We start from the raw sequence: 11,497 nt of genomic DNA, 5'->3' as shown, positions 1-11,497 counted from the left end.
CCACGCCACCGGCGGAGCCACCGACTGCACCAACCTCTGCTGCCTGTGCCGCTCCCACCACCGACTCAAGACCTTCGCCCCCGGCTGGCGCTTCCACCTCGACACCGACGGCACCCTGCACGTCACCACCCCCTCCGGCGTCACCCGCACCACCCGACCACCCGGGCTCCGACCGCCCCGGACAGAGCCACCACCCCCAGCCCTCTTGCCACTGACCGACGACCCGCCGCCCTTCTAGCTGCTCCGGCTGTAGGGGCCGGAACTGGCGCGCGCCTGCTCCGTGAGCTGGTCTGCGCATGCGGGCCGTGCCGTCCGCAGCTGCTCTCCGTCACCGCCGCGGGCGTCGCCGTTCCTCCCTGCTGTCCGGTCCGCCTGTGCCCGCTGCTCCCCCCGAGGGAGTTCCAGCGACCGCAGTACAGGGCCAGCGCACAAGCTGCGGGCAGAGCGGAAGTGGGAGATGCGAAAGCGCGGAGCCGGGGAGGCCCAGAGCCGAGGAGCCCGGAGGTGCTGAGCGGAGGCGCGGAGATGCTGAGCAGAGGCCCGACGAAGTGCGGAGGTGCTGCCCCATGGGCGGCAGGTGCCAGTCCGCCGGACTCGCGGGCGAGATCCTGCCCTCGCAGCCCAGTTGGCTGCCCTCACCTGACCGCCCGGGGACGGGCTTCATCGCCTGGGCGACCGCCGCCCCGTGACCCAGCCGAAGGTCGGACCTGGTGGAGGCGGGACGGCGGCGGCCGGGTCACGCCGGCGGCGCAGCTCGAGGGCCAGGCTCTCCTCGCCGCGGTCCATGGCCCACCGGTGGTTCGCCGAGAACGCCGGTCGGAGCAGCCAGCTCAACCGCGCCAGCAGCGGCTTGGCCGCCGCGACCCGCCAGTCGTAGGTGATCACCACCTCCGGCCCGTCCGAGGTGAACGTCCACCGGCCGGCGCCGATCAGGTCACCGGTGGCAGCCAACGCGAAGCCCGTGTCGGTCATCGTCTCGGTGATCCGCAGCGTCCAGCGCAACGTGTAGGGCAGCCAGCCCGTGGTGAGCAGCTCGACCGTGCGGCCCACGCCATCGGAGTCGCCGTCCGCGACGGGCTGCACGTCCAGGTACACCGACGGCCACCAGCGGGGCAGCGCCGCGCTGTCGCTGAGCACCGCCCGCACCTCGGCGACGGTGCCGGCCACCCGCCAGGTCGTCACGAAGTGGTAGCTCGGACCCCAGCGCACAGGTCGCACTGTCCTCGTACCGGGTCCACTCGTCCACGCGGTGCGGAGAGACGGGACGACCCAACGGCCCAGCCAGGTCGGCGCTGATCGACCGGCCGGGCGCGCTGGTCGGCGCAGCAGGAGATCGACCCGGATGGGTGATCAAGATCGGCCTCCGCCGTCCCGAAGACACAGGGACGACACAGGGAGCGCCGCGCCGGCGAGCCCACCTCCAGGTCCGAGGACGGGCACCGATGAGCAGAGTTGACGCAGCCGAGCTGCTGGGCCGCGCGGCCGCACCGCTGCGTCGGGCCGCTGCGCGCGTGCACCGCCCCGCAGACCTGGTGGAGCACACCCGCTGGCTGTTCTGCGTCTGCGCGCTCGGCGCGCTCGCCCTGACCGTCTCCTTCGTCCTGCCCGGCGCCGGTGGCTGGTCGCTGCTGCTGCTGACCGTCAGCACCACGGTCCTGGCCGTCTCCTGGTCGCGCCGCTACCGCATCCGGCGCCCCCACCCGGCCTTCGACGCGGCCGACGTGCTCGCCGTCCTGCTGTTCGCCACCGCCTGCCCGCGGCCGGTGATCGGGCTGGGCATCGCCTTCCCCGCGCTCTGGTACCGCACCCTCTACGGCCGTACGTGGCACAGCGCCGCGTACGGCCTGGCCACCTGCCTCGCCCTCGCCACCGCCCTGGACACCTGGCGCCTGCTGCCCGGCCATGACGCCGTGCTCGCCTCCTCGGCGGTGCTGGGCCAGGTGCCCGTGCTGTTGCTGACCGTCTTCGTCGTCCGGCACCTGGCCGTGGGGCTCTTCGCCCGCGAAGCCGACCAGCGGCGCGACGCGGCACTGGCCGCACTCGGCGGGCAGCTGCTGGGCGTCACCGACCAGCGGGAGATCATGCGGCGCGCCTGGACCACCGCGGAGGCGGTCTGCGCCGCGACCCCCGGCCTGCGCACCGCCGTCCTGCACACCGACGGCGATGTGCTCCGCGTCGTCGGCTCGGCCGGCGGGTTCCTCCGGCCGCTCGCCACGCTGCCCGGCACCCTGGTCCCCCCGGCGCTGGCCCCGGACGAGGCCCGGCCGGTGGAACCGTCGGCGGCGCTGGTGCTCAGCTCGGGCATCCGTGGCCAGTGGCTGTGCCTGGCCATGCCCGACTCCCCCGGCAGCTACATGCTGCTCGGGGCCACGCCGACCGTCCCGCCGGAGGCCGTGCGCGCCGCCCGGTCGATGCTCAACCAGGTCGCGCTGGCGCTGCGCACCAGCCGGGCGCACGAGGAGCTGCGGACACAGGCGCTGACCGATGGGCTCACCGGCCTGGCGAACCGATCGGCGTTCGCCACCGCCCTGAACGACGCGCTGACCCGGCCCGAGACCGAGTCGTGGGTGCTGTTCCTCGACCTGGACGACTTCAAGGTGGTCAACGACAGCCTCGGGCACCAGGCCGGCGACCGGCTGCTCGCCCACCTGGGCACCCAGCTGACCGCCACACTGCGCCGCTCGGACGTCTGCGCCCGGCTGGGCGGTGACGAGTTCGCCCTGCTGCTGCGCGGCGCCAGCGAGGGCGACGCCCGTCAGATCGGCCAGCGCGTGCTCGAGCTGATCTCCACGCCCGTCCAGCTGACCGAAGGGCTGGCCCGGATCGGTGCCAGCGTCGGCGCCACCCGGGTCCAGCCCGGGGCGACCGAGACCCTCGTCGTGCACCGTGCCGACCTGGCCATGTACGCGGCGAAGGCAGCGGGCAAGAACCGAGTGCAGTTCTTCTCCGCCGACCTGCTGAAGGTGGCGGACGCCGAGGCCGCCGAGGCCGAGCTGCGGGCCGCCGTCGACGGCCAGGAGCTGGTGCTCGTCTACCAGCCGGTCGTGTCGGCGACCGACGGCAGCTGCACCGCCGTCGAGGCGCTGGTCCGGTGGGCCCACCCACTGCGCGGGCTGCTCGGACCCGACACCTTCCTGCCGCTGGCCGAGGAGACCGGCGCGATCGTGGCACTGGGCGAGTGGGTGCTGCGCACCGCGTGCAGCGACGCGGCCGGCTGGTCCGCCGGCGACGCCCCGGTCACGGTCCACGTCAACGCCTCCCCCACCCAGCTGGCCCACCCGCGGTTCGTGGAGCTGGCGCGTTCGGCGCTGACCGACGCCGGTCTGCCGCCGGAGCGACTGGTCATCGAGGTCACCGAGACGACGGTGCTCGACTCCCCCGTCGTCTCCGCCACCCTCGTCGAGCTCGTCGCCATGGGCGTGGGCATCGCCCTCGACGACTTCGGCACCGGCTACTCGGCGCTGACCACGCTGCGCAGCCTGCCGATCAGCATCGTCAAGATCGACCGGTCGTTCGTCGCCGGCGTGCTCACCCAGGCCGCCGACCAGGCCGTGGTGCAGGCGATCGTGCAGATGGCCACCCGGCTGGGCCTGGAGACGGTGGCCGAGGGCGTCGAGTCCGTGGAGCAACAGACCTTCCTGCGCGAGGCAGGCATCGGGGGCCTGCAGGGCTTCCTCCACCTGCCGCCGGCGCCGAGGACCGAGTTCGCCGCCTGGCTCGCGGAGAACCGCCGCCGGTCCGGCGCCGGCGAGCTCGCCCCCGCCTGACCTCCACACCGTCCGGACACCCGCCGCGGCGCCCGGCGGTGTGCGGGCTCACAGCGGGGGCTGTGACACCCTCGCGGCGATGTCCGCATGACCGGGTGGGAGATGGTCGCGGTGGCCGCCGCCGGGCTGGCCGCCGGCTCGATCAACGCCGTCGTCGGCTCGGGCACCCTGGTCACCTTCCCGGTGCTGCTGGCCGTCGGCCTGCCGCCGGTGACCGCCACGATCAGCAACTCCCTGGGCCTGGTGCCGGGCAACCTGACCGGGGCGATCGGCTACCGGCGGGAGCTGCGCGGCCAGCGCGGCCTGCTGCTGCGGCTCTTCCCGGCCTCGGTGCTGGGCGCGCTCACCGGCGCCTTCCTGCTGCTGCACCTGCCCGCCTCGGCCTTCGAGGCGATCGTCCCGGGCCTGGTGGCGCTGGCCGTCGTCCTGGTCGCGGTGCAGCCGCTGCTGCAGCGCCGGCTGGCCGCCCGGCGGGCCCGGGCCGGCACCGAGGACGACCTGGTGGACGGCGCCGTCCGGCTGGGCCGCGGCCGGGTCGCCGCCCTGTTCGCCGGCGCGTACGTCACCGGCACGTACGGGGGCTACTTCGCCGCCAGCCAGGGCGTGCTGCAGATCGGCATCTTCGGGTTGCTGCTGCGCGAGCCACTGCAGCGGCTGAACGCGATCAAGAACGTGCTCACCCTGGGGGTGAACGCGGTCGCCGCGCTGGCCTACGTCATCGTCGCCACCGACCGGGTCGACTGGCGGGCAGCCGGCCTCGTCGCCGCCGGCTCGCTGGTCGGCGGGTACGTGGGCTCCACGTTCGGACGACGGCTGCCCGCCACGGTGCTGCGCGCCGCCATCGTCGTGCTCGGCCTGGTCGCGATCACCGTGCTGCTGCGCCGGTGACGGTCGCCGAGGTTGCGCTGCTGACGGTGGCCGGGTTCGCCGCCGGACTGATCGGCAGCATCGCCGGGCTCGCCTCGCTGTTCAGCTACCCGGCACTGCTGGCCACCGGCATCCCCCCGGTCACCGCCAACGTCACCAACACCGTCGCGCTCGTGCTCACCGGCGTCGGGTCGGTGAGCGCCTCCCGTCCCGAGCTCACCGGGCAGCGGGACCGACTGGTCCGACTGGGTGCCGCCGGCGTGCTCGGCGGCGCGACCGGCGCCGTCCTGCTGCTGCTCACCCCCGCGGGCGCCTTCGAGCGGGTCGTGCCCTTCCTGATCGCCGGCGCCTCGCTGCTGCTGCTCGTGCAGCGCCGGCCCGCCGAGCTCGCCGCCGACGGCGCCCAGCTGCGGGCCGAGCGGCCGCACCGCGACCACTGGGTCGTGCTGCCGGTGACGTTCCTCGTCTCCATCTACGGCGGCTACTTCGGCGCCGCGGCCGGCACGATGATGCTCGCGGTCTACCTGCTGACCACCGGGGAGGGCCTGGCCCGCAGCAACGCGCTGCGCAACGCCGTCCTGGGGCTGGCGAACGGGGTGGCCGCCGTGGGCTACGCGGTCTTCGCCGACGTGGCGTGGCTCGCCGCGCTGCCCCTGGCCGTGGGGCTGTTCGCCGGCGGGCGGCTCGGCCCGCGGGTGGTCCGCCGGGCGCCCCAGACGCTGCTGCGCCGGGTGATCGCCGTCGCCGGCCTCGGGCTGGCCCTCCACCTCGGACTGGACGCCTTCGGCTGACGGGCCCGGGCGCGTTCGGGTCGATCGGCTGCGGTGGTGTGCCGGCGCGGCGCCGGGCAGGGTGACCCGGGTGCCGACGGCGGCACGCACACCGATGGGAGGCACCATGACCGGCCCCGGCTCCGCGGCGCGACGGTTCGTCGAGGCGCTCGACCAGCTGCCGCCGCCGGAGCTGCGCGGGCCGGAGATGCTCGCCGTCCGGCTCGCGCGGGCCTGCCTGGCCGCGCTGCCGGTCGACGGGGCGGGTCTGAGCATCCACGACCGGGACGGGCTGCGGACGCCGATCGGGGCCAGCGACCCGACCACCGCGCTGGCCGAGCGGCTGCAGTTCACCCACGGCGCCGGGCCCGCCCTGCGCGCGCACGACAACGGGGCGGCGATTGCCTTCGACCCGGCCGACATCGCCCGCAACTGGCCCGACCTGCACAGCGCGCTCGTCGGGGACACGCCGTTCTCCGCGGTCCTGTCGGTGCCGCTGCTGCCACCGCTGGGGCCCCTGGTGGTGCTCGACCTCTACGTCCAGGACGCGCTCGCCCTGCCGGCCACCGACCGGGAGGACGTCGCCGACGTCACGATCGCGCTGACCCGGGCGATGGTCGCCGCCGCGCTCGGCGCACCGGCGGAGGAGGGCCGGCGCGGGTGGTGGGACGGCCCGGACGCGCTCCGCCGGGCCCGGGTCTGGCAGGCCACCGGCATGGTGAACGTCGCCTTCGGGCTGGACACCGGCGACGCCCTGGCGGTGCTCAAGGCGCATGCGTTCGCCACCGACCGGGTGGTGGACGACGTCGCCGACGACCTGGTCACCGGCCGGATCGCGCTGGACCAGCTGCGCCCTGCCGACAGCGACCGCTGACCGCCGCCGCTCCTCCCTGATCGACTGCCACCCTTCTCAACCGAACGGTTGACAAGGGTGGCCGCACCGCCCTACGGTCTCGTTCAACCCAGAGGTTGAAGAAGAGAGGAGGCGCTGTGGCGGCAGATGCCCTGTCCCGGGTGTTCTCGGCCCTGGCCGACCCCACCCGGCGGGACATGGTGGCCCGGCTCGCCGTCGGCGACGCCACGGTCAACGAGCTGGCCGCCCCCTACGACGTGAGCCTCCAGGCGGTGTCCAAGCACCTCAAGGTGCTCGAGGACGCCGGCCTGGTCAGCCGCAGCCGGGAGGCCCAGCGCCGTCCGGTGCACCTGGAGGCGCAGGTCTTCGACCTGATGACCAAGTGGATCGAGCGCTACCGGCGCCAGGCCGAGGAGCGCTACCGCCGGCTGGACGACGTCCTCTCCGCGATGCCGGACGACGTCTCCCCCACCCCACCGCAGGAGGGCACCACGCCATGACCACCAGCACCCGCCAGACGCAGATCGACGTCGACCCCGACGTCCCCCTCGTGCGGATCACCCGCGAGTTCGACGCACCACCGGAGAAGGTGTTCCGCGCGCACACCGACCCGGAGCTGGTCGCGCAGTGGCAGGGCCCGCGCGGCATGGAGACCCGGGTCGAGCACTACGACTGCCGCACCGGGGGCTCGTACCGGTACGTGCACTCACAGGGCGGCGAGGAGTACGCCTTCCACGGCTCCTTCCACGACGTCCGCCCGTCCGAGGTGATCGTGCAGACCTTCACCTACGACGGCATGCCCGACGACGTCGCGCTGGAGCGCCTGGTGCTGGAGGACCTTGGCGGCGGGCGCACCCGCCTCGTGGTGACCTCGCTGGTCGACTCCTTCGAGGGCCGGGACGCCTTCGTCGCCAGCGGCATGGAGGTCGGCGTCCGCGAGGGCTACGAGCGCCTCGACGAGCTGCTGGCCCGCTGAACGGGGAGGCGACGAGGAGCCCACGATGACCACGACGCACGCCCGCCGCCGGGGGCCCGCCCCGGCGGCAGGACGGACCGTGCTGCTGGCCCTGCGGATCGGTCTTGCCGCCGTCTTCGCGGCGGCGGGGCTGGCCAAGCTGGGCGGCGAGCCGGCGGTGGTGGGGATGTTCGACGACATCGGCGCCAGCGCCTGGTTGCGCTTCCTCGTCGGCGCCCTGGAGGTCGCCGGTGCGGTCGGACTGCTGGTGCCCCGACTGGTGGCCGCAGCGAGCCTGGGGCTGGCCGGGCTGATGGTCGGCGCGACCGTGACCAACCTGGTCGTGCTGGACACCAGCCCGGCGCTCACCGTGCTGCTCGGACTGGTCGCGGGCATGATCGCCTGGGCTCGGCTCACCGGGCGGGCCCCCGATCGGCGGGGGCTCGCACGGCAGGGGCCCGGACGGCCAGGGGCTCGGACGGCGGGGCTCGGACGGCGGGGGCAGGGCCGGCCGAGCGAGGTCAGCTCCCGCCGGTGACGTAGGCCGACAGCAGCAGGACGAACGCACTGGCGGTGATCAGCAGCCGGGCCGGGGTCAGGCCGTTGAGCAGGCCGGCGATCACCCCGACGTTCGACGCCCGCACCTCGGCGGCCTGCGCACCCCGGCGCAGCAGCCGCACCTCGTCGGCGAGCAGGGTGCCGCCGGCGCCGAGCAGGGACAGGCCGAGGACCACGAAGACCAGGGAGAGCCGCTGGTCGAAGGTGTCCACCGCCGGGGCCAGGAAGAGCACCACGATCACGCCGAGCAGCAGCCCCAGGGCGGCACCGGCCACCGGCGCCCACGGGCCCATCCGGATCAGCGGGTCGCCGGGCCGGGGCATCCGGGGTCGCGGGCGCGGCCGGTTGCCGACGTTGACCGGGGTGGTCGGGTACGGCGTGCCGGGGTGGTCCGGGCCCGGGACCGGCGGTGTCCCCGCACCCGGCTCTCGCGTCGTCGACTCGCCGGGCGACGCCTCCGGCGCCCCGTCGGCCAGGGGAGCTGTGCCCTCGGCCGGTTCGCCCGCACTCCGTTGGTCGGGGACGACTCCCGCCGCGGTGGCCCCCGTGGGAGCCGGGGTCGCCCCCGGCGGGATCGTCCCCGTCGGAGCCCCCGTCGGGGTGGTCTCCGTGGTCCCGTCCCCGGGGCGTGGTCGGTCGCGGTCGACCCATCCGGCCGCCGGCACGTCCTGCTCGTCGCTCATCTGTGCGATCACCTCGGCGCGGACGCTAGGTCGCCCCTCCGACGAACCGCCGCAGGCCGTCGGGTGTGGCGGGCGAGGCGGGTGGGATTCCGGCGGGGAGTGACCGACCGTGGTCCCCCGAGACCGGAGCGTCAGCGATCGGGCTGGGGTGCGCGGGCAGACAACGACCGTCGGGATCCCGGACCCGGCTGGCGCCCGCCGGCCGGGTGGGGGCGGCGGCGCACCGCCCCGACCATCGCCTCACAGCAGCCGGCGGCTGTCCTCGGCGACCACCCGCAGCCAGCGGTAGCCGTAGCCCTCCAGCGCCAGCTCGACCGACCCGTCGTCGGCGAGCGCTGCACCGCCGGCGGCGAGCAGGTCCTCCAGCCGGTGGGTGGCGCCGCAGCCGGGCACGGTGAGCGGCACCGACAGCGGCTCGGCGCCCAGGTTGTGCACGGCGACCAGCGCGCCGTCGTCCCAGGTGCACAGGTGCGCCAGGACGGCGGCGTGCGGCTGCTCCAGCAGCTGGAACCCACCCCAGCCCAGCTCCGGGGACTCCCGGTAGCGGCGGATCAGCAGCTTCATGAACGACAGCAGCGAGTCCGGGTCCCGGCGCTGGTCGGCGACGTTGACGAACTCGGGGGCGAACCCGCCGTCGACCACCGGCCGGGTGAGCTGGTCGGCCGGGGCGTCGGAGAACCCGCCGTTGGGTCCGCTGGTCCACTGCATCGGGGTGCGCACCGACAGCCGACTGCCGGCCGAGAGGTCCTCCCCCATCCCGATCTCCTCGCCGTAGAAGAGCACCGGCGTGCCGGGCAGGGAGAACAGCAGGCTGTAGACCATCCGCACCCGCCGCGGGTCGCCGGTCAGCATCGGCGGCAGCCGGCGGATCAGGCCGCGGTCGTAGACCTGCATCTCCGGGTCGGGCCCGAAGGCGGCGAAGACCTCCGCGCGTTCGTCGTCGCCGAGCTTGTCCAGGGTGAGCTCGTCGTGGTTGCGCACGAACGTGCCCCACTGGCTGTCCGGGGAGATCTCCGGGCGGCCGGCCAGTGAGGCGGCCAGCGGCCCGGCGTCGGCGCGGGCCAGCGACAGGTACATCTGCTGCATCGTGTTGAAGTCGAACTGCATGGTCAGCTCGTCGCCGTCCTGCCCGCCGAAGAACTCCGCCTGCTGCTCGAACGGCAGGTTCACCTCACCCAGCAGCACCCCGGAGCCGGTGCGCCGACCGAGGAAGGCGCGCAGCGCCCGCAGGTATTCGTGCGGGTCGGGGAAGTGCGCGGCGGAGTCGTCGTCGACCCCGGCCGTCTCCAGCAGGAACGGGACGGCGTCCACCCGGAAGCCGGACAGGCCCAGCTCCAGCCAGAAGCCCATGATCTTGGCGATCTCGTCCCGGACCCGCGGGTTGGTGACGTCGAGGTCGGGCTGCTCGGAGTAGAAGCGGTGCAGGTACCACGTGTCGGTCTCCGGGCTGTGCGTCCAGATGCCACCCTCTGCGTCGGGGAAGACCACCTGGTCGCTGGTGTCCGGCGGCTCGTCCTCCCGCCACACGTAGAAGTCCCGGTACGGGGAGTCCTTGCTGGCCTTCGCCGACTGGAACCACGGGTGCTGGTCGGAGGTGTGGTTGACGACCAGGTCGGCGATGACCCGCATGCCGCGGTCCTTCGCCGTCCGGATCATCTCGACCAGGTCGCCGTGGCTGCCCAGCCGCGGGTCGACCCCGTAGTAGTCGGTGATGTCGTAGCCGTCGTCCCGTCCGGCGGTCGGGTAGAAGGGCATCAGCCACAGGCAGGTGACGCCGAGGTCGGCCAGGTGGTCCAGCCGCTGGGCCAGGCCCTCCAGGTCGCCGACCCCGTCGCCGTTCCAGTCCATGAAGGTCTCGACGTCCATGCAGTAGACGACGGCGTTCTTCCACCACAGGTCCGAGGTGTCGGTGATCCGCATCGCTCTCCCCCTCAGTCCAGGACGGCGGGCTCGGGGGCCTGCGCCGGACGGCGGGGCTGCGCCGGGCCGGGCGGGTCGACGGCGACCGCGGGGGCGGGTGCGGTGACGTCGAGCTGGGGCAGTACGTGCTCGCCGAAGGCGTCCAGGAACGGCAGCTGCTCCTGGCCCACGTGGTGCAGGTAGACCTGGTCGAAGCCGAGGTCGACGTACTCCGCGATCCAGGCCGCGTGCTGGCCGAGGTCACTGGAGATGCGCACGGACTTCCCCACGTCCTCGGGACGCACGTGCTGACTGGCCTGGTCGAAGGCGCGGGTGGTGTCCAGGTCCCAGCACAGCGGCGGCGGGAAGACGTTGCTCCGCCACTGGTCGTGGGCGATCGCGACTGCCTTCTCCTGGTCGGGGTCCCAGGAGACGTGCACCTGGATGGCCAGCGTCCCCTGCCCGCCGGCGTCCCGGTAGGCGGCGATGACCTCGCGCAGCACGTCGTGCGGCTGGTTGATGGTGACCAGCCCGTCGGCCCACTCGGCGTGCCGGGCGGCTGTCTTAGCCGACACGGCCGGGGCGATGAGCGCCGGCTGCTGCTCCGGCAGCGTCCAGATCCGCGCGCGGTCGACGGTGACCAGCCCGTCGTGGCTGACCTCCTCGCCGGCCAGCAGTGCGCGGATGATGTCGACGCACTCCCGCAGCCGGGCATCGCGCAGCTCCTTGCGCGGCCAGACGTGCCCGGTGACGTGCTCGTTCATCGCCTCGCCGGAGCCCAGCGCCACCCAGAACCGGCCCGGGAACATCGCGCCGAGGGTCGCGATCGCCTGGGCGACGATCACCGGGTGGTACCGCTGGCCGGGGGCGTTGACCGCCCCGAACGGCAGCCCGGTGGTGGCCAGCGCCGCGCCCAGCCACGACCAGGCGAAGCCGGACTGGCCCTGGCGCTCGTTCCAGGGCTCCAGGTGGTCGGAGCACATGGCGGCGGTGAAGCCGACCTGCTCGGCGTGCTGCACCGCGCGCAGCAGGTCGGCTGGGTGCACCTGCTCGTGGGAGTTGTGGAAGCCGATCACCGTCATGCGCCCATGCCTACCGGGGTCGGTGATCACCCGCACGCTGGGTGCAGGCCGCAACGGTCCCGG

General features: G+C 74.3%; 11 protein-coding genes and 1 pseudogene. 8 read left to right on the top strand and 4 right to left on the bottom strand.

Annotated features, from left to right (window positions below; translation table 11 throughout):
• Positions 1 to 238, top strand: a pseudogene (locus HLA93_RS07615) (HNH endonuclease); the annotation flags it as partial.
• Positions 239 to 660: 422 nt separating this feature from the next.
• On the opposite strand, the gene HLA93_RS07610 reads toward HLA93_RS07615, so the two are convergent.
• Complete coding sequence (locus HLA93_RS07610) at positions 661 to 1,209, bottom strand: SRPBCC family protein (RefSeq protein WP_222193724.1); 549 nt, start codon at positions 1,207 to 1,209, stop codon at positions 661 to 663.
• 233 nt (positions 1,210 to 1,442) lie between these two features.
• On the opposite strand from HLA93_RS07610, the gene HLA93_RS07605 reads away from it, so the two are divergent.
• From HLA93_RS07605 to HLA93_RS07575, 7 genes are all read left to right on the top strand, one after another.
• Entirely contained in the window at positions 1,443 to 3,767 is a 2,325-nt protein-coding gene (locus HLA93_RS07605) for a putative bifunctional diguanylate cyclase/phosphodiesterase (protein ID WP_222193723.1), read from the top strand.
• Positions 3,768 to 3,854: 87 nt separating this feature from the next.
• A complete protein-coding gene (locus tag HLA93_RS07600) occupies positions 3,855 to 4,655 on the top strand; it encodes a sulfite exporter TauE/SafE family protein (protein ID WP_222193722.1) in 801 nt (266 codons plus the stop codon).
• The gene (locus HLA93_RS07595) at positions 4,652 to 5,425 is read left to right on the top strand and encodes a sulfite exporter TauE/SafE family protein (RefSeq protein ID WP_222193721.1); all 774 of its coding nucleotides are present in this window, start codon (positions 4,652 to 4,654) and stop codon (positions 5,423 to 5,425) included. The genes HLA93_RS07600 and HLA93_RS07595 overlap by 4 nt, the downstream gene beginning before the upstream one ends.
• A gap of 106 nt (positions 5,426 to 5,531) precedes the next feature.
• Positions 5,532 to 6,278, top strand: a complete 747-nt coding sequence (locus tag HLA93_RS07590; protein ID WP_222193720.1) for a hypothetical protein — start codon at positions 5,532 to 5,534, stop codon at positions 6,276 to 6,278.
• A gap of 116 nt (positions 6,279 to 6,394) precedes the next feature.
• The gene (locus HLA93_RS07585) at positions 6,395 to 6,757 is read left to right on the top strand and encodes an ArsR/SmtB family transcription factor (protein WP_222193719.1); all 363 of its coding nucleotides are present in this window, start codon (positions 6,395 to 6,397) and stop codon (positions 6,755 to 6,757) included.
• Positions 6,754 to 7,233 carry an SRPBCC family protein gene (locus tag HLA93_RS07580; RefSeq protein ID WP_222193718.1) on the top strand — a complete coding sequence of 160 codons (480 nt, stop codon included), beginning with the start codon at positions 6,754 to 6,756 and terminating at the stop codon, positions 7,231 to 7,233. The genes HLA93_RS07585 and HLA93_RS07580 overlap by 4 nt, the downstream gene beginning before the upstream one ends.
• A gap of 25 nt (positions 7,234 to 7,258) precedes the next feature.
• Entirely contained in the window at positions 7,259 to 7,750 is a 492-nt protein-coding gene (locus HLA93_RS07575; RefSeq protein WP_222193717.1) for a DoxX family protein, read from the top strand.
• On the opposite strand, the gene HLA93_RS07570 is transcribed toward HLA93_RS07575, so the two are convergent.
• The 3 genes from HLA93_RS07570 to HLA93_RS07560 all read right to left on the bottom strand — a co-directional run bounded on the left by HLA93_RS07570 (position 7,734) and on the right by HLA93_RS07560 (position 11,434).
• Entirely contained in the window at positions 7,734 to 8,453 is a 720-nt protein-coding gene (locus tag HLA93_RS07570) for a hypothetical protein (protein ID WP_222193716.1), read from the bottom strand. The genes HLA93_RS07575 and HLA93_RS07570 overlap by 17 nt on opposite strands.
• Before the next feature lie 240 nt (positions 8,454 to 8,693).
• The gene (locus HLA93_RS07565) at positions 8,694 to 10,373 is read right to left on the bottom strand and encodes an alpha-amylase family protein (RefSeq protein ID WP_222193715.1); all 1,680 of its coding nucleotides are present in this window, start codon (positions 10,371 to 10,373) and stop codon (positions 8,694 to 8,696) included.
• Positions 10,374 to 10,384: 11 nt separating this feature from the next.
• On the bottom strand, positions 10,385 to 11,434 hold the full coding sequence (locus HLA93_RS07560) for a TIGR03885 family FMN-dependent LLM class oxidoreductase (RefSeq protein WP_222193714.1): 1,050 nt from the start codon (positions 11,432 to 11,434) through the stop codon (positions 10,385 to 10,387).
• Positions 11,435 to 11,497: the final 63 nt, after the last annotated feature.

It is taken from the genome of Modestobacter italicus (genome assembly GCF_019799965.1).
Classification (GTDB): Bacteria; Actinomycetota; Actinomycetes; order Mycobacteriales; family Geodermatophilaceae; genus Modestobacter; species Modestobacter italicus_A.
This window is presented reverse-complemented; position numbering and strand designations above follow the sequence as displayed.

What these genes read in the sequence shown, in the direction of transcription:
- HLA93_RS07605 (WP_222193723.1), top strand. Translation starts at nt 1,443, where the DNA reads ATGAGCAGAGTTGACGCAGCCGAGCTGCTGGGCCGCGCGGCCGCACCG.
- HLA93_RS07600 (WP_222193722.1), top strand. Translation starts at nt 3,855, where the DNA reads ATGACCGGGTGGGAGATGGTCGCGGTGGCCGCCGCCGGGCTGGCCGCC.
- HLA93_RS07590 (WP_222193720.1), top strand. Translation starts at nt 5,532, where the DNA reads ATGACCGGCCCCGGCTCCGCGGCGCGACGGTTCGTCGAGGCGCTCGAC.
- HLA93_RS07580 (WP_222193718.1), top strand. Translation starts at nt 6,754, where the DNA reads ATGACCACCAGCACCCGCCAGACGCAGATCGACGTCGACCCCGACGTC.
- HLA93_RS07575 (WP_222193717.1), top strand. Translation starts at nt 7,259, where the DNA reads ATGACCACGACGCACGCCCGCCGCCGGGGGCCCGCCCCGGCGGCAGGA.
- HLA93_RS07570 (WP_222193716.1), bottom strand. Translation starts at nt 8,453, where the DNA reads ATGAGCGACGAGCAGGACGTGCCGGCGGCCGGATGGGTCGACCGCGAC.
- HLA93_RS07565 (WP_222193715.1), bottom strand. Translation starts at nt 10,373, where the DNA reads ATGCGGATCACCGACACCTCGGACCTGTGGTGGAAGAACGCCGTCGTC.
- HLA93_RS07560 (WP_222193714.1), bottom strand. Translation starts at nt 11,434, where the DNA reads ATGACGGTGATCGGCTTCCACAACTCCCACGAGCAGGTGCACCCAGCC.